Here is a 17996-nt window from a genome sequence, read left to right on the forward strand (position 1 = left end):
CAGATGAATATGAATTGGGGAAGTAAGATCTTATTGGGAATGGGTTGTTTTATGCTGTTCATTATCGCAATGGTGGTTTACATGTTTGCTAAACATGATGGCGATGCATTGGTAGACGAAGATTATTATGAAAAAGGAATTACCTATAATTCTATTTATAACGCAGAACAAAATATGCTGAATGAGGATGCGCAACCTAAAATTGTAGTGAACGAAAAACAATTGATCATCAGCATGAAAGATAGTGCCAACTATCATTTAGTCTTCATGCGTCCCTCAAATAAAGCCGAAGACCTGAAACTGGAAGGGGAAACCATCGAACCTGAGCATTTAATTTTAGTTAGCAGGGCGCATTTGCAAAAGGGCATCTGGTTTTTAAATATTCAATGGCGTATTAAAGGGAAAGATTATTTGTACAAAACTAAGCTTACACTGTAATGGATTTCTTGCCATTAGCATTTTTAATGGGCCTGTTTGGCAGTTTGCATTGTGCCGTAATGTGCGGACCCATTATGCTGGGCATGCCTTTTCAAAAACAAAACCTGTCTGCCGCGGCCTTCCAATTGCTCTTATATCAGTTCGGGAGGGTTTTTGTTTACAGTTTGCTGGGAATGTTAGTTGGCGTACTGGGAGAGAGTATCACTGTTTTTAGTAACCAGCAGACACTCAGTACTATCATCGGTATTTTATTGATTGTTTTTACCTTATTGCAGCTTGTTCCAAATTATGTAAGGCGATTTTCTGCCTTACAGAACCATTTAATGCATCCCATCAGTAAACTCATGGGCTACGTTTTCAAGTTGCCGCTCTGGGGATTTTTTGCCGGCGCTTTAAATGGGATCATTCCCTGTGGAATGGTTTATCTGGCGTTGGCCACCGCCCTCAATACAGGAAGTTTCAAAGACGGAGGGGTATTTATGTTTTTATTCGGAATCGGCACCACTCCATTGATGTTAATGGTTTCCCTGGGCGGAATTTTTATTAAAAGATATATTTCCTTTAACACACAAAAACTCATTCCATGGTTTATGTTTGCCATGGGATTATTGTTAATTATCCGTTCTGCAAATCTTGGTATTCCATATTTATCTCCGGCCCCAACAGGGTTATATGGTCAGGCAGTGGATTGTAAATAATTTTTTGTGTCCATTTCTCAAAAATTCCGTATGCTTCAGGAAACTATTTTTAATCGTTTTCGAAAAAAATAATCTTTTGGATTGATTGTCTGCTGATCGACCTGCCTTAATAATTTTTCTCCTAAAATTATTAAGTATGTAAGTGTATGGATACGATTTTAATGAGCATGTTTTAAGTGATGTGGCGAACAGCTATGAGTTGAAAGTGCTGTTTTTCTGTGTTTTTTGCAATACTAAAGGGTTTAAGGGCTGAAATAAGTCTAGGCCTTATTTGGACTTGATCTAAATAAGATTTATATTTGAGCCATAAAAAAATGCCACACGGTTCAGACCCGTGTGGCTACCGGAAAACCGGCTCACCTTTAATCTCCATTAAAAGTTATGCAAATTAAGAAAATTTTGCTATTGGGCATGCTATGTGCCTGTGTAATTTTTGCCTCCGCCCAAAACCGAATTTCCGGTATCTCGGGGCAAATCAAAAGTGCTTCCGGCCAGCCCATTTCAGGGGCAACCATCAAGATCCATAAAACCAATTATGGAACGGTATCTGATGAGAACGGAAATTTCAAAATCACTCAAGTTAAAGCCGGAAATTATCAAATTCAGATTTCTGCCGTTGGTTTCAAAACGATTAGAAAAGAAATCATCGTATCCGAAAATCAGGAAAACAAATTGAGCTTAAATCTTACCGAATCATCAGAAGATATGGAAACGGTAAACGTAATCGGCAGAACGGCGAATCAGCAGGTAAACCGACAAGCCTTCAATGTCACTTCAATTGATGCTAAGAAATTGCACAACAGTACACTTGATATTTCTCATGCCCTGGATCGTGTATCTGGCGTTCGTGTGAGAGAGGCTGGGGGACTAGGTTCGAGAATGGATTTTTCTTTAAACGGATTTACTGGTCGGCAGGTGAAGTTTTTTATCGATGGTGTACCTATGGATAATTTTGGATCTTCCTTTCAGATAAATAATATTCCGATCAACCTGGCGCAACGTGTAGAAGTGTATAAAGGGGTGGTTCCGGTATGGTTGGGTTCAGATGCTTTGGGTGGCGCCATCAACATTGTAACTGATAATACTACAAAAAGTTACCTGGATGCTTCTTATTCTTATGGTTCCTTTAATACCCATAAAACGGCCATCAATGCTGGTTATACCTCGCCATCTGGATTTAAGGTGCAACTGAATGCTTTCCAGAATTATTCTGATAACGATTATAAGGTAACTACCGATGTGGCTTCTTTTGATGGTCGTTACTTTAGAAATCAGGTGGTTAAAAGGTTCAATGATACTTATCACAACGAAACCTTAATTGCAAGTGCAGGCGTGGTTAACAAATCATTCGCAGATCAACTGATGTTCGGTTTAACCGTTGGAAAAAATTATGCTGAAGTGCAAACGGGTGCCAGAATGGTAAGTGTTTTTGGCAACTGGCACAGAAGGGGAAGCATTTTAATGCCAACTGTAAAATACCAGAAGAAAGATTTATTTACTAAAGGGCTTGATCTTCGCGTAAATGGTAATTTTAATTTTGGTACTGAGCAGAATATCGATACGGTATACCGCCGCTACAACTGGTTTCAGGAGTATAAAGAATATCCGGGTGCCGGAAGTGAACGTGAGCGTTCAATGTATAAATTTCGCAATAATAACGGTTTAGCAACAGCAAACTTAACGTATACCATTAACGAGCAGCATTCCCTGTCATTAAATAACGTTTACAATTCGTTTAACAGAAAAGGTGCTGATGAGCTTTTTCCACAGAGTCAGAACTATGAGCAGCCGCGTAAAAACAATAAGAACGTTTTAGGTCTGGGTTATAAATTCAGTCCTTCAGAGAAATGGAATACCTCCGTTTTCGCGAAGCAATTTTATCAATCTAATAAATACGCCCAAAGTTATAATCCAAGCGGGAACTGGGGTGATGTGGCTTATCTTCAGCAGGAAAACAGCTACAGCAAAACAGGCTACGGCATTGCATCTACCTATTTCATTGTGCCAAATCTACAACTGAAGGCTTCTTATGAGAAAAGTTACAGACTACCGGAAACGGATGAACTTTTTGGTGATTTGTTAAATCTTGATGGAAACATCAGCCTGAAACCAGAGCAAAGTAATAACTATAACCTGGGCTTTAGCTATCAGGCACAGTTAAATCAGATTCACCGCTTTAGTTTTGATGGGAACGTGATGTATCGCGATGCGAAAGATTTCATCAGGCCGCAATTAAATAACAACCAGACCAAACAGGTTATGGGCAACCTGGCTGATGTAACCAATTTGGGTTTCGAATCTGAAGTAAGGTATTCTTATAAGCAACTATTTACTGCAGGGGTAAACCTGACTTATCAGAATTTAAGAAATAATACCCGCTTTGAGCAGGGGCAAACGATGGAAAGTCCATTATACAAAGATCGCATTCCAAATATGCCATATCTTTTTGGTAACGCAGATGCATCACTTTTCTTCAATAACGTAGGCAAAAAAGGTAACACGCTAACCCTTGGCTATAATGTGCTTTATGTTCATGCCTATTATTTATCATGGCCAAGCCAGGGAACTGCAGATACTAAATACGACATTCCAAGACAGTGGATGCAAGACGTAAATGCAGTGTATACGCTCGGCGGTGGAAGATACAATATCGGTTTAGAATGTAAAAATCTGGTGAATAACCGCATTTATGATAATTTCTCTTTACAAAAACCGGGCAGGGCATTTTATGCCAAAGTGCGATATTTTTTCAGTAGCAACAGATAATTAAATTTCAAAAAATACGAATATGAAAACTAAATATTTACTACCATTTTTAAGCTTATCGTTGGTTGCTTTGTTTGCAGCTTGCGATAAAGAACTGGATTCATCAGAAATTGTTGATGTGGATACAGAACTTACCGGCGCAACAAAATACATCATTTCAGCAACCCCAATTGGTACTACTGGCATTGCAGATTATTTGCTAACTGCCAATAGCCTGGAATCTGGTGTGGTGACCACACAAGGTAACGGAATTGAGCAAGATGGTTCTTATCGTTATTATTTAACCCATAAAAACCGATTTTTTAGCTTGTTGTACGGACAAGGAAATCCTGGGGCGGTAACCACTTATCGATTAGATGGAACAGGGAATCTGAATAAGCTTACTAATTTTCAAACGGAAACGGTACAGCTTTTTGCACCAGCAAAGGATGATATTTTTATTGCTAAAATCCCAAGATCGGGAAATGAATTTTCAAGTTTTTTTCGGATTGACGCCCGCAAGTACCAAATCGTTGGCGAACAGCAGGTGAACATTGTAAAATTGGCTGGAAACAGAGAGCGTGCACATTTTACCTGGGCAACTCAGGTAGGTGAGAAACTTTTTATCCCTTATATGAGCATCAAAGGTGTTGCACCTGATGTTTTCGGTACTGCTTATCCGGATAGTTCATGGGTGGCTGTTTACAGTTATCCGGAATTAAAACTGGAAAAGGTAATTAAGGATAACCGAACCAGCTATATAGGTGCCTACTTTACCAACGGTTTAGTGGAAATTGAGAATGGAGATGCCTATGCTTTTTCTTACGCATCAGCCACAAATTCCGGAACGCCAAGTTCTAAAAATCCTTCTGCGGTGATTCGTATTAATAAAGGAACCACAGAATTTGATAAAAGCTATTTCTTTAACGTGGAGGAGCTTTCTGGAGGATACCATATGGCAGGCCAGAGTTATCTGGGGATGGGGAAATTTGTATTGCAAATGTATGCACAGCCCCGTTCAGTTACCGGTGCGGCCAGAAGGTTCGCTATTGTAGATGTAATTAATAAAACATTTAAATGGGTAACAGGCGTGCCTAATGATGTAACCAGAACAACAACAATTAACAACTACGCACCGAAAGATGGCAGAACGGGATATATCGGAATCACAACAGCCAGTGAGGGAAGTTATGTTTATGTTTTCGATGCAGATATCGCTGTTGCGAAAAAAGGTTTAAAGGTTGAAGGCGGAACAATTACCGCAATCAATGCGCTTCAATATTAATTAAGGATTTCTCATTTCAATTAACAAGACAATGGCAACAGTAAATAACACCAACCCGGCGAAGAAAAAAGTGAAAGATTCGCAATTTACCAGAATTAACAAGTGGCTTCATCTCTGGCTCGGTCTTGTATCTGGCGTCATTGTTTTAATTGTTTGTATAACAGGTTGTATCTGGGTTTTTAATGAAGAAATCACAGGATTACTTGAGTCTGAAACTAAAATAGAAAAGCAAGATAAACCGGTAATTACGCCAGCTCAACTCACATCAATTGCAGCAAATCTTTTTCCAGATAAAACGCCAACTTACGCAAACTATCAGCAAGGCAGGGCAATTAACCTGAACCTGAAAGGGGCTAAAGAAGAAGGACGCAGGGGTGGAGGAACAACTTTAACTATTAATCCCTATACAGGTGAAGTGATCAGCAAAGTGGTTCATAAAAAAGGTCAGGTAGATTTCTTCCGCTTTATTCTGAACGGACACCGGTTTCTTTGGTTGCCTTATGCTATCGGGCGTCCGATTGTAAATTATGGTACGCTGATATTTGTGGTTCTCTTGATTACGGGTTTGATTTGGTGGTATCCTAAAAAATGGAACAAATCTACCCGCGATAAAAGTTTTAAAATCAAATGGGGGGCTTCGTTTAAGCGTGTGAATTTAGATTTGCACAATGTATTGGGTTTCTATTCCCTTATATTTTTACTTTTTATTGCATTAACCGGAATGGTCTATGGCATCAGGTGGTATAGCGAAGGCTTATACTGGGTAACCAGTGGTGGCGATAAATTAGGTGAATTCGACAGACTAGAATCTGATTCTTTACAGGCCGGAAAGTTCTACACGCCTGCAAAAGCAATGGATCTGGCTTGGAATACGGTGATTAAGAAGCATCCAAAATCAGAAGGTTTCTACTATACTTTTCCCGATTCTTCTAAAGCAAAAGCAGTGATTAACATTACTGTTTACCCGAATAAAGGCCAGTTTTATAATAACCTCAGTTATGCTTTCGACCAACATACGCTTCAGGAATTGAAAGGCAAAGGTGTTTACGCTGTTCCTTATGAAGCTTCTGGTTTCGGCGGAAAGCTAAGGAAGATGAATTACGATATTCATGTGGGCAGTATTTTGGGTTTCCCTGGGAAAGTGCTGGCTTTTCTGGCTTCGCTGATAGGTGCAAGTTTACCGATAACGGGTTTCCTGATCTGGTATGGACGAAAGTTTAAGAAAAAAGGGAAAGCGAAGGAACCTTTAAAAACAGAAGGTGCAAATCTAATTCAAAATAGTAAGCCAAGAGCTAAAATTCCAGTTCGAAAAATAGAAAATGTTATAAATTAAGGTATCCTTGATCGTCCTCCTGAACTGTACAGGTTGTAGCGTCCCGCTACGATCAATACGTCCTCCTGAACTTGATTCAGGATCTATTTTCATATTACAAAGACAACATCATAAAAAGGCTGCAAAATCAATCAAAATTAGATCTTGCAGCCTTCTTCTCCTAAAAACAAACGTTACGCTTGTTTTACTTTTTTCGCCCGGCTGCCTTCGGCTTTTTCGGGTTGTTGTATAGATAAGATCAAATCGATGCTTTCAGAATTAACTTCATATTCAGCTGCAATTTTTTCCCATTTTACTAATTCTGACTGCAGATTTTCAATCTCCTTACTTAAAGATTCTATCTTGGTTTGTATCGATTTTCTCACGTTTAAATTTGCCATAACACAAAATTATCATTTGAATATTAATTGAATAATGCTTTTATCAACACCGCTCGAATAAATATGATTATCTGCTGGTTTCCAGTTGATTAGAATTGTAAAGAATTTTCAACATTTCAAATTTTCCTGGTGTGGGTATTTTTATTCCCTGTCACACAGTGGATAAGCATCTTTACTGCACAAAATCGACTTTGAAATGTCTAATGCATTGCGGCAAAATGTTAAATTTGAGCTTTGCTTTGATATTGAAAATATCCTGGTATAAAAGAAACCGAACAACTTTACTATTGCAACTTTCTATTTTATCTTTTCAGCAAGTGGAACATACGCCTACGCTCGATCTCCGGTATTTTGTTACTGAGGCGGCACATTATGTTATGGCGTTAAATTTTCAGCAGGAATTTGAACTTTTATGTATAGATCTTAATTTCAAATCAGAAGGTAAAAAAGGTATCGTTGGATTAAAATTCATTAGAGATGCTAAAAAGACCATGCATCCTAATATTTACGATCACCTGGCCTTAATTGATATCTCCTCCGTTTGTGCAGCCAGTATTTATAAACATGGAAAGGACATCATCGGCATAGAAAAATTTAATTTTCCGGCAGATGCGGCCATGATGGTTACGGAGGGTTGTGGTGAAGATTACGAACGTTTCAGTAAACACTTGCTTCCGGTTTCCAGGCACTTTTTGCTTCGTCCACTTCATACCCAATGGAACACCATTTTAAAAGCATTTGATTTTTTTCTGATGGATGGTGTTTGGGATGCCGTGATTTTTATTGCCGAATTAATCGCTGAAAATAAAAGCCTCAGTGTCATTAGTCATGCTCAAATGTTAGAAAATCTAAGCAAACAGGCCTGCTATCCAACATTTTGTGCCGCTATGGAAAGTTTCTTGTTGGCTCGATATCCCCTCACAAAGAAAAGCCTGCAATTAAATAGCTAATTCCCTAAAAATACTTGTCGATACTTAATCCATAAGTAAGGTTAAGATTCTCCCGACCGGTAATATTTAACCTGTTGTAATTTAAGGCTGTAGTCAGGCTGATCCATTTCCTTAATTTCAAACCAATCGATGTCGTCGATCTGATAATGTGATCACCTTTTCTGTCAAATGAATTCTGAAGGAAGTGGCTACCGTCAATTACGATAATTTCTTTGATTGCGAAATGATATTGTAAACGTAAAGAGTTACGATAGGTATTATAGCTTTCGCCAACAATGAGGCTACTCTGATCAAACAAAATTCCATCACTCAAATTCACGTAAGCATCTGGTTTATCCAAAATGCTATAGGCAATTCCACCGCCGGCAAGCAATTGATTTTTAAGTTTCAAGGAATAACTCGTGTTATAATTTACCAATCCCCAGTAATAAAAGTGAGGAAATGTTTTGTAAAGATTGAAGTTTAACGTGCTTGAAAAATCATTATTGCTCAGGCTACTATTTTGTTTTCCATAGAGCCAGCTTGATGATGAATTCAGAACGAAAGCCTTTTTTTTCATTCCTAAATTCAAAACATTATTTAACAGATATGCCTTGTCTTCATTGGTTCGGTTAATGGAGCCGGTAGAAGAGAGTAGGATATGATACTGTGTAGAATCGCTGTATTGTGCTTTTAGTTCGATGTGGAAAAGCATGCCTAAGATCAGGAGTAAAGGTAGCCGCATTTAATTCTAACAGCATTACGCATTCGATGTTTGGGATTTTTAAAAATGATTGATGTTTAACACTACTGAAGAAATTATAACTAAAAACCATGTTTTCAGTTTCTATGTTATTTTATCATCAGAATTTATCAAAAACCAAATAAAATGGAAAAAGCAGAAGGCGCCTGCAAAACAAGATAGGCAAAACGGCTAGGTTTATCCATGAAAAATAGCTAACATTATATTCAAGGGGAAAAATCTTAAAGGTTTTTCCCCTTTTTAAAACTTCTTGAAAACATAAATTTTTAAATTAAAAGTGAGCAAAGAACATATCAAGCCAGATTCAAATACCGACTGGCGATTTAAACTTCACGAAATTATATACGAATCGAATACACCTGCCGGAAAAGCTTTCGACATTGGTTTACTTCTTGCCATATTTACCAGTATTATCATCATTATGCTGGATAGTGTGCAAAGTATCCATGCTCACTACGGCCCCTTATTTAATACGCTGGAGTGGATTTTTACTGCATTGTTTACTGTAGAGTATATTTTAAGATTGGTGAGCATCAGAAAGCCATTCCGGTTTGTATGGAGCCCACTGGGCGTTATCGACCTGATTTCGCTGCTGCCATCATATTTAAGCATCTTTTTCGTTGGTGCGCAATCGTTACTTGTATTCAGGGCGTTGAGATTGCTCCGGGTTTTCAGGATTTTTAAGCTTGGACAATTTTTAACAGAGATTAATTTCTTAACGCATGCATTAAAAAATAGTTTAAGGAAAATTAGCATTTTCCTGCTCACCGTACTCACCATTACGGTAATTTTAGGGTCGATTATGTACCTGGTCGAAAAGAAAGAGAATGGTTTTTCTAACATTCCTGAGAGTATTTATTGGGCCATCGTAACCATTACAACTGTTGGTTATGGTGATATTTCTCCAATTACACCAATGGGAAAATTTGTTGCTTCAGTAGTGATGCTAATTGGCTATGCCATTATTGCGGTACCTACAGGAATCATTACCCATGATATTGCGCTTGCAGCAAGGCAAAAAAAGGAAATGCCAGAATCTTGTCCAAACTGTAGCAGGGAAGGGCATGATAGCAATGCATTGTTCTGTAAGTTTTGCGGCTCTTCTTTATATCGGTAGCTTCTACCTGTAAATTAATTGTTTTAAATAGTTTGTGAGCGATAGGCAGTTTAATTCTGCCTCAATATTGCTGAAACTTTTTTTATCTGAACCCGGTTATCATTTAAGATTAAAGAAAGCAATTATGAAAAATATCATCTCTACTCTGGCAAAAACCGCTGTCGTTTTATTATCCATTACCAGTTTTGATCAAATGGCATTGGCCAATGATCAGCAACCAGTTTATAAATCTGCAGCAAAAGCTGATATAACTGTAGAAGATTTCATCAGGCAGGCCAAACTAATGGGCATGAAAGAAGTGCAGCTAAGTGGTGTGGCGAACGAAAAATCTACAGATCCGAAAATAAAAGCTTATGCGAAGATGATTATCGATGATCATACCAAAGCGAACGAAGAATTGAAAACTTTAGCTAAAGCCAAGAATGTAACTTTACCAATGAGTACCCTTCCGGGTAATTTAAGACCGGATGGTCGGGTTGATTCTGCACCTGAAAATATGAAGGATACGACCAGGAATCAAAATCAGCCAGAGGCAGCAGGTAATGTGAAAAGTGATGCACCCAATCAGGAAAGTGAAATATTAAGATCGGTAGATGATTTAAAGAAATTGAGTGGTTCTGCTTTAGATCAGGCCTATATAGTTGCAATGATTGCTGATCATCAGAAAGCCATTGCTTTATTTGAAGAGGCTGCAAAGTCATCAGATGCTGCGGTAAGAAAGTATGCATCGAAACAACTCCCAAAATTGAAAGCACATCTTAAACAAGCCAATACTTTCAATCTATAATTAACATAAAAGAATTTATTTTTCACTAATTATCTGCCGTTCAGAATAATGTTTGATATACACAACCTAGTGTTTTGCATTAGCATGAACGGTGGGTTAAAGCGGTCGTCATCCTGAACTTGATTCAGGACCTTTGTAATAAAACATAAATGGCGTGCATCAATTGCACGCCATTTATGTTTACTCATCATTATCTTCGTCTTCTTCATCAATCCATTCATCCAGTTTAGTTCCCTCACCATCCGCAAAAGGGATCTCCTCTTCCGTATATTCAGAATCATCCTGTTCTTCCCCAGCATTTCCTTCAGCACTATGAATTTGAGACTGATCTGAATCTTCATTTTTTTTCTCGTCTTTCGGTGTTTCTTCCTGATCTCTCATACCTTAAATCTTTATTTTGAGAACAGCATAATCTTGCAATAAGTTTTTGATTTCTATAAAAATGAAAGTCATTAGAAAATCTTTTTATGTAGAAAGCAATCCGTTTACTTAAACATTACGTTGTTATTTAACATATAAAACTTTTTGATTAGATATATTTTTGCTTTATTGCCAGATATTATCAACGTTCCACTAAATGAAGAATCCCTCCATCAGTTTAACTCCGGCTAAATGTGAGCTTTTGGATAATATCCTAAATGAATTTGATGAAGAAGTTTACATCAAATCAGACCGTGTGCTTAAAATATTCAGAGGTAACGGCAGCCTGGCTTCTGATTATTTAGACTTTTTAGTGCAGATGAATTTAGTGATACTGGTTGGGCAGGTTGATGGGATTTTCCTGCCTGCAATGGTGGGTAAACAGGCAGGTGTTGACATGTTTATTAGTGAAGGTGGATTCAAGCGTCGTTATGCACTTAAGAAATTAGAAGAAGATACAGGGAAAAGCGTTTTTGATTTGCAGAATGAAAACCTCGATCTTAAAGAAAAAACACTGAAGCAAGATCAGTTGCTTAAAAGTTTGGAAGAAAGCATCACACAGCAAGGCAAGAATATTTTAAACATGTGGTTAATAAGGATGTTGTGTTTTTTTGCAGGCATTTTAATTACCTACGCCTATTTTAAATTATTCGGCGAACTTTAAAAAAGCGTGCTTGCACCAAGAAACTCATTTACGATTTTCAAAATTTCTCTTCCTAAATCTACAGCATTTCCAATTCCAACACCTTTTACTGCAGCCAGTTGATCAGTTGATCTCGGCGGTTTAGCGGCAACATTCAATAGGGCAAGGTCTGATAAAATGGTATGCGCCGGAACGTTACGCGCTTCGCTGACGGTCTTTCTCCAGGCCACCAGACTTTGATATAATTTTTGGTTAACAATTTCTTTCGGAAGCACGGCTTTTACCACGCTCGTTTTTTTAGGGCGTTGATCGAATTTATTTGTGGAGGCCAGGTAAGTCTTCGTGTATTCATCAAGCGAAAACGGGCTCCAGTTAAATTTAAAGAGCGAAAATTTAACATTCAGTGCATTGGCACAATTGCTCAGGGTAGCCAAAATTTTTTCCGATTGTTCGTCCAGGTAGATGCTCAGACCTGCAAATTTGCTCATTTCGTTAATTACCGTCTCCAGTTTTGGAATGAAATATTTTGCTGCTTTAGCCAGTCGTTCTAAAAATATTTCATCATCATCCAGATTTGTATTCTTATTTATTTTAGCAAGTTCCTGATCTTTAAACTTTCTGGCAATTCGGATAATATCTTTTTCTAAAAGATCAGTAACGGCCATTTGCAGGTTGTTTAATGCGGCGTTTTCATCATTTGCCCTAAATTTCGATATTTTTAAAATCTTCCAATAAGCCTCAATAGCATTAAAATCAAACAAATCATCGACCAGGTTCCATGCATATTGTTTCTGGAAAGATACCAAATCATCGGTTACGGGTTTCCTGCTTACCGCATCTGCCGTGAAAGCAATAATCCGCTTATCCGTCATAATGTTTTCCATTTTAACCGGAGATTTTAGCAGCAGGCCCTCTAAACTCTTACATCGGCTTAAGGCCACATAAGCCTGGCCATGCGTAAAAGATGAACTAATGTCTACAATGGCTTTTTCGAAAGTCAGGCCTTGACTTTTGTGAATGGTAATTGCCCAGGCAAGTTTGAACGGATATTGAGCAAAAGTCCCGGTATTAGTTTCATTTATCTTATTTTCCTCCTGATCGAGGGCATATTTAACATTTTGCCATTCTTCCCGTTCTACTTCAAAAGCCTGACTATCATCTAAAAATTGTACCCGAACACGATCATTTTCAATCCCGACAACTTTAGCGGCTTTTCCATTGTAATACAGCCTTTTTCCTGATGAATCATTTTTAATGAACATCACCTGGGCACCGACCTTTAAATGAAGGACATCATCAACCGGATAAGCATCTTTAGGGAAATCGCCTGTAATTTTCGCCTGAAAGGCATGGGTTTGGCCAGCCAGTTTTTCAAGGCATTCCGTATTAATCTGGCCAACAAGATTATTATGGGTGGTCAAGGTAATGTAGTCCTCTTTCCAGGCATCAGCAAGCGTAGGATCGTAGTGCTCGTTTAACTGATCAAGGAGGGCAGGAGTGAGCGTATTTTCTCTGATCTTGTTTAAAATATCCAGAAATAGTGGATCAGACTGGCGATAAACTTTTTCAAGTTCGAAGGTTACGAGTGAAATCTGCTTAAGAATTAAGCTATCAAAGAAATAGGGGCTGAGGTAATAATCTTTCAGTATATGCCAGGCATCATGCGCTATTGGCGAAAGTTGGTAAAGATCACCAATCATCAATACCTGAACACCACCAAAGGGTAAATTAGATGCCTTAACATTCTTTAAGGTATAATCAATAAAGTCGAGCATATCTGCCCGCACCATACTAATTTCATCGATAACGAGCAGTTCAAGGCATTTAAGTAACTTAATTTTATCTTCAGAATATTTTAAATCTTTAGCTGCCTCTCCAGATTGCTGAATTGGAATAATCGGCCCAAAAGGCATTTGGAAAAAAGAATGAATGGTTACCCCGCCAGCATTTATCGCTGCTACCGCAGTAGGCGCCACAACTGCGAAATTCTTTGCAGTCGTTTCTTTGATTTTTCGGAGTAGTGTTGTTTTTCCGGTACCTGCCTTACCTGTTAAAAAGATAGGTTGGTTGGTGGATTTAATAAAATCGAGGATGAGCTGGTTATCTTGATTCGAATTTTCTGAATGATTATTGGTGTGCATCTTTACTTACTGATCTCCTAAAAAAAAGCCTTTGCTTAACTTCTGCAAAGATGCATAGAATTGAGATGAACTAAGTGCTGTTTGCGGGAGATGTTATTCACAATTTGGAACTAAAACGTCCTTCAGAAATTAATTCTATTGTTTATTTTTCAAGATCTCATTTTTTTTTATTTCACTCGCCAGATAAAAAAGAGGCTTTTGTATTAGTATGAACGGTGGTTTAGCACGGCCATCCTCCTGAATTTGATTCAGGATCTATTTAAATAGCTATTGATTCATTCTCTTTGGCTTAGAACAGCACTGGCTAACTCGCTATCTCATTGACTTACAGTACGGTTTTTCAAAATGACATTCAACTAAAAAAAATAACAGATAATATTTTTGTTTGCTAATTATTTTAGTATAAATTTGTTTGTCTCACATGGAGATTATATTGATTATTAAGCGAAGAAAGCAGGTTTTCTGTTTTTGAAGAATAGGGAATAATATGACGGTTACAGTTTTAGCGATATTAGAAACAGATTTTCGACCAGATCTTTCGCTGGGCAAGATTATGAATGAGCGACTTCGGGTAGCGGCAGATGATTTACGCGATATTCATTTACAAGCGCTCGAAACTGTTGGTCAACGTAGTGATGATTTAGTGGTTTACATTAGCTACAATCCCAAATATAAAATCAGGTGGCGTATTGTTAATGATGTGCCGGAGGAAATAGAACATTTTGTTGGTCGCGTGTGTGGCGATTTAGGTTACATTCAATGGAAAACTGCGGTAATGAATGTTTTTAAGGGTAATGAATAGTAGTTTTTTCAAATGCAATATGCATTATTAGGTGGCGATAAGACTGCGGCAGCAAAAGGAGCCCATGGAATTTGTATTGGCTGCGGCAAAAAGGTAATCGCAAAATGTGGTGCCATCAAAATTCACCATTGGGCGCATGCCGTTGCTGCCAAATGTGATTCCTGGTGGGAAAACGAAACCATCTGGCACCGGGAATGGAAAGAGAAATTTCCAGTTAGCTTTCGTGAGGTTAACTTTTTTGATGATAAACTTCAGGAATACCACCGTGCTGATATTCATACAACAGCCGGAGTAACCATTGAATTTCAAAATTCCCCAATTACTTTTAAAGAATTACAGGCACGTGAAGCATTTTATCCTAAGTTGATTTGGATCGTAAATGGCTTAAAATTCAAAGGCTTTAAAATCTTGAAAGCCTTGCCTAAACCCAATCATCCGGCGTTAGAAAATTACGAGTTTCGCAATTCAGAACATCTTTCGATGATTCGGAAGATAGATGCCCTCCGTCAAAATCCAAATGCTGAAGTGCTTAACTTCTACCATCGTGATTTAAACACAATTCCGATTACTTCAGAGTTTTATGCTTTTAGCTGGCGAAATCCGCATCAGGCATGGCTTAATGTGGCCTGTCCGGTTTTTATAGACTTCGGTGGCCATTTTTTGTATCGGCTGAGAACGCGTTATCAGGTCTCCGAAAATTATAGCTATTTGCAAATGGTGCTGAAGAAAACGTTTTTAGCGAAATATGGGGGCTCCTGATTTTCGTAGCAGTTAGGCAATTACGTCAATGGTATTTAGTTCATCACCTATTTTGGTAGATCCTGAATCAAGTTCAGGAGGACGATTCGTTGCAAAATGGATTTCTCGAGGGATGCACTAATCGATTCGTTATGCTGACCTGTAGCGCAGCGGAAAGCTACGCAGTAAATTTAGTTCAGCACCTATCTAGTTAAGATCCTGAATCAAGTTCAGGAGGACGATTCATAGCAAAATGGATTTCTCAAGGGATCCCGAAAAAATGACCATGCCGATCTAAGAGCAGAACGAAGAGACAGTGGTTTGGCTTTATCGGGCTTTTATAACGATTGTTATCTGCGTATTGCAATTCCCCTCCTCCGGAGGGGTGCCTGAAAGGCGGGGTGGTTATCTCACCATTTGATTGTCGTTGGACTAAACAAACCTTGATAAACCTACCTTCCTTACCCATTACGCATCCGGCCTAGCAGGATTTCGCCGAAAAGCACATTGAAATTCTTGCACAAATTTACCTACCCCGAATGGCCAAGGAAATATGCAGCGAGGGCGGGTTTAAGTAAGGGCTAAGCCTCATATTTCCGCTTTAAGAATTTCGATGCTGCTATTCAAGAAAGGATGCAAGCCTTGGCTTTTGTTTCTTTTTGCCAAGAAAAAGAAAGACGCCCGTCTGGCTAAGACAAAGAAGATATTATTCATTGCAGTTCCATTCTCGTCCTTTTGCGAAAAGGCTCCTTCAGCCGACGAAGCAATCTTACTACAATCGCTATATACGTATTGAATCGTAGCGAGACGCTACAACCAGATTTTTTTCTTCGTATTCAAAAGATTTTATCTCATCCCAGCCAGATGGGTTTATTCTCTTTTGGCACCAGATGATCATACCAGTTTAAAGGAGAAAGCAATTGTAACTTTGTAAGTCAGGTGAATAAAAAGTTAGAATTTTTGAATAGAATTAATCTTTAAAATCTGATCTTTAGTAATGAGAAAAATTATACTTCCCTCACTCTTCCTGTTTTTATTTCTTTTCTTTCAAAAATCTATGGCACAGCAAACACCAGCAGTTTTAAATCACATCGCGGTTTATGTCACCGATTTAAGCAAATCGACTACTTTTTATGGAAGTGTTTTTAATTTTAAAGAAATTCCAGAACCATTTAAAGATGGCAAACACACGTGGTTTTCACTAGGGAATGCCGGTGCATTACACCTGATCCAAGGGGCAAAAAGCACGCAAAAGTTTGATAAAAACGATCACCTTTGTTTTAGCGTTCCGTCTATCGAAGCATTTATTAAAAACTTAAGCGGTAAAAACATTCCTTTTGAAGACTGGACGGGCAAATCAGGTGCAATCAACGTGCGCGTTGATGGTGTTAAACAAATTTATTTTCAGGATCCGGATGGGCATTGGCTGGAAACGAATGATATGAAATAACCCTTTTTTGATACAACAACCATAATAATATCTAAATTTTCTTAATCCTTCAATTACAGTATGATTCATCTCCCTTCCTTAAAAACATTAATTGTTTTAGCTTTTTTTCTACTTCAGTTTGGCAACGCAAAAGCGCAATATGAAGTAGCCGAAGCCGACTTTAAAAAGGTGATGGATAAATTTAGTGCCGTTGGCGCTTCAGTTGCTGTAGTTAAAGAAGGGAAAATCATTTATACCCATTCTTTTGGTTTAAAAGATTTAGAAAATCAAACACCATTAACAGATGCTGATATTTTTCGAATCGCATCCATTTCAAAATCTTTTTCAGCCACCTCAATTTTGCAATTGGTTGAATCTGGCAAATTATCTTTAGACGATGATTTTGGAGATTTAGTGGGCTTCAAGATAAGAAATCCGAAGTTTCCCGATCAAAAGATCACCTTAAAGATGGCGCTTTCACATACTTCCAGCCTGAATGACAGTCAAGGATACCTAAATCTGGATTTGATTAATCCAGGTAAAAATCCTGATTATGCAAAGTGTTATAACGATTATGCACCCGGTAAAGGCTATCAATATTGTAACCTGAATTTCAATCTTATTGGAACAATCATCGAAAAAAAATCAGGTGAGCGTTTTGATCAGTATGTCGAAAATCATGTTTTAAAGCCACTTGGTCTGTATGGCGGCTATCGTGTTGACGCTTTAGATAGTACCCGCTTTGTGAAGCTATATGAATACCACACCGATACCAAAAGCTTCACACCATCCCCAGCGGCGTATGCGCCACGCAGAGAAGAAATTAAAAAATATGTGATGGGTTACAGCACGCCAATTTTTTCACCAACCGGTGGTATGAAAATCTCCGCTCCCGATCTGGCGAAATACATGATCATGCATATGAACTATGGGACAGGAAATGGTATCAAAATCATCTCCAAAAAGCACGCTAAGCTGATGCAAACTAAAATTACCGAGGAAGAAGAATATGGTTTAGCCCTTCGGCAATCCAGTACTTTAATCCCGGGAGTGAAGCTCATCGGCCATACCGGCTCGGCTTATGGACTCTACAGCACCCTATTTTTTAATCCAAAAGAAAAATTTGGTTTCGTTATCATCACCAATGGAATAAATGCCACCTACACGGGTGATTTTCCTGATTTTACCAGAGCGGCAATAAATACTTTGTACCAACATTTCGTGAAGTAGATCGGTGTGCCAGTTACTTCAAGCATATTATTTTCACTTTAAATAGGGTACGGAAAACATGTTTTCCGTTTGTGAATTTATTTTTGTTAAAACTTTTAGGTGTTAATTTTACTTGTAA

17 protein-coding genes are annotated in these 17996 nt (G+C 38.2%); 13 read left to right on the forward strand and 4 right to left on the reverse strand.

From position 1 onward, the window contains the following. Positions 1-3: 3 nt before the first annotated feature. The 5 genes from ACN1CD_RS21250 (at position 4) to ACN1CD_RS21270 (ending at position 6499) form a co-directional block, all read left to right on the forward strand. Positions 4-438 (forward strand): FixH family protein, encoded by a 435-nt coding sequence (locus ACN1CD_RS21250; RefSeq protein ID WP_419132423.1) that lies wholly within the window; start codon positions 4-6, stop codon positions 436-438. After that, positions 438-1136: a sulfite exporter TauE/SafE family protein gene (locus tag ACN1CD_RS21255; protein WP_419132424.1), complete on the forward strand. Its 699-nt coding sequence runs from the start codon at positions 438-440 to the stop codon at positions 1134-1136. Before ACN1CD_RS21250 ends, ACN1CD_RS21255 begins: the two co-directional genes overlap by 1 nt. Before the next feature lie 381 nt (positions 1137-1517). Next, positions 1518-3902 carry a TonB-dependent receptor gene (locus ACN1CD_RS21260; protein ID WP_419132425.1) on the forward strand — a complete coding sequence of 795 codons (2385 nt, stop codon included), beginning with the start codon at positions 1518-1520 and terminating at the stop codon, positions 3900-3902. A gap of 22 nt (positions 3903-3924) precedes the next feature. Beyond that, complete coding sequence (locus ACN1CD_RS21265) at positions 3925-5166, forward strand: DUF4374 domain-containing protein (RefSeq protein ID WP_419132426.1); 1242 nt, start codon at positions 3925-3927, stop codon at positions 5164-5166. 31 nt (positions 5167-5197) lie between these two features. Beyond that, the gene (locus tag ACN1CD_RS21270) at positions 5198-6499 is read left to right on the forward strand and encodes a PepSY-associated TM helix domain-containing protein (protein WP_419132427.1); all 1302 of its coding nucleotides are present in this window, start codon (positions 5198-5200) and stop codon (positions 6497-6499) included. A 173-nt stretch (positions 6500-6672) separates the two neighbouring features. Here the strand turns inward: ACN1CD_RS21270 and ACN1CD_RS21275 are convergent, their stop codons facing one another. Beyond that, positions 6673-6879 carry a hypothetical protein gene (locus tag ACN1CD_RS21275; protein ID WP_419132428.1) on the reverse strand — a complete coding sequence of 69 codons (207 nt, stop codon included), beginning with the start codon at positions 6877-6879 and terminating at the stop codon, positions 6673-6675. A gap of 239 nt (positions 6880-7118) precedes the next feature. Here ACN1CD_RS21275 and ACN1CD_RS21280 point away from each other — a divergent pair, with 239 nt between their 5' ends. Further along, positions 7119-7829, forward strand: a complete 711-nt coding sequence (locus tag ACN1CD_RS21280) for a hypothetical protein (protein ID WP_419132429.1) — start codon at positions 7119-7121, stop codon at positions 7827-7829. A gap of 4 nt (positions 7830-7833) precedes the next feature. Here ACN1CD_RS21280 and ACN1CD_RS21285 read toward each other — a convergent pair whose 3' ends face one another. Continuing rightward, the gene (locus ACN1CD_RS21285; protein ID WP_419132430.1) at positions 7834-8553 is read right to left on the reverse strand and encodes a DUF481 domain-containing protein; all 720 of its coding nucleotides are present in this window, start codon (positions 8551-8553) and stop codon (positions 7834-7836) included. Positions 8554-8848: 295 nt separating this feature from the next. Here ACN1CD_RS21285 and ACN1CD_RS21290 point away from each other — a divergent pair, with 295 nt between their 5' ends. Both ACN1CD_RS21290 and ACN1CD_RS21295 read left to right on the forward strand, forming a co-directional pair. Continuing rightward, positions 8849-9688, forward strand: a complete 840-nt coding sequence (locus ACN1CD_RS21290; RefSeq protein WP_419132431.1) for an ion transporter — start codon at positions 8849-8851, stop codon at positions 9686-9688. Between the two features lie 124 nt (positions 9689-9812). Continuing rightward, on the forward strand, positions 9813-10475 hold the full coding sequence (locus tag ACN1CD_RS21295) for a DUF4142 domain-containing protein (RefSeq protein ID WP_419132432.1): 663 nt from the start codon (positions 9813-9815) through the stop codon (positions 10473-10475). Positions 10476-10655: 180 nt separating this feature from the next. Here the strand turns inward: ACN1CD_RS21295 and ACN1CD_RS21300 are convergent, their stop codons facing one another. Continuing rightward, complete coding sequence (locus tag ACN1CD_RS21300; protein ID WP_419132433.1) at positions 10656-10856, reverse strand: hypothetical protein; 201 nt, start codon at positions 10854-10856, stop codon at positions 10656-10658. 196 nt (positions 10857-11052) lie between these two features. Between ACN1CD_RS21300 and ACN1CD_RS21305 the strand changes: the two genes are divergently transcribed. Beyond that, a complete protein-coding gene (locus ACN1CD_RS21305) occupies positions 11053-11559 on the forward strand; it encodes a hypothetical protein (RefSeq protein ID WP_419132434.1) in 507 nt (168 codons plus the stop codon). Here ACN1CD_RS21305 and ACN1CD_RS21310 read toward each other — a convergent pair. Beyond that, on the reverse strand, positions 11556-13679 hold the full coding sequence (locus tag ACN1CD_RS21310; RefSeq protein ID WP_419132435.1) for an HRDC domain-containing protein: 2124 nt from the start codon (positions 13677-13679) through the stop codon (positions 11556-11558). The two genes, ACN1CD_RS21305 and ACN1CD_RS21310, sit on opposite strands and share 4 nt — an antisense overlap. A 487-nt stretch (positions 13680-14166) precedes the next feature. On the opposite strand from ACN1CD_RS21310, the gene ACN1CD_RS21315 reads away from it, so the two are divergent. The 4 genes from ACN1CD_RS21315 to ACN1CD_RS21330 all read left to right on the forward strand — a co-directional run bounded on the left by ACN1CD_RS21315 (position 14167) and on the right by ACN1CD_RS21330 (position 17878). Continuing rightward, a complete protein-coding gene (locus ACN1CD_RS21315; protein ID WP_419132436.1) occupies positions 14167-14481 on the forward strand; it encodes a hypothetical protein in 315 nt (104 codons plus the stop codon). 12 nt (positions 14482-14493) lie between these two features. Continuing rightward, positions 14494-15240: a competence protein CoiA gene (locus tag ACN1CD_RS21320; protein ID WP_419132437.1), complete on the forward strand. Its 747-nt coding sequence runs from the start codon at positions 14494-14496 to the stop codon at positions 15238-15240. Between the two features lie 976 nt (positions 15241-16216). Beyond that, entirely contained in the window at positions 16217-16669 is a 453-nt protein-coding gene (locus tag ACN1CD_RS21325) for a VOC family protein (RefSeq protein ID WP_419132438.1), read from the forward strand. A gap of 60 nt (positions 16670-16729) precedes the next feature. After that, complete coding sequence (locus ACN1CD_RS21330) at positions 16730-17878, forward strand: serine hydrolase domain-containing protein (protein WP_419132439.1); 1149 nt, start codon at positions 16730-16732, stop codon at positions 17876-17878. The last annotated feature ends 118 nt before the right edge of the window (positions 17879-17996 follow it).

It is taken from the genome of Pedobacter sp. N23S346 (assembly GCF_048515415.1).
In the GTDB taxonomy this organism is placed as follows: domain Bacteria; phylum Bacteroidota; class Bacteroidia; order Sphingobacteriales; family Sphingobacteriaceae; genus Pedobacter.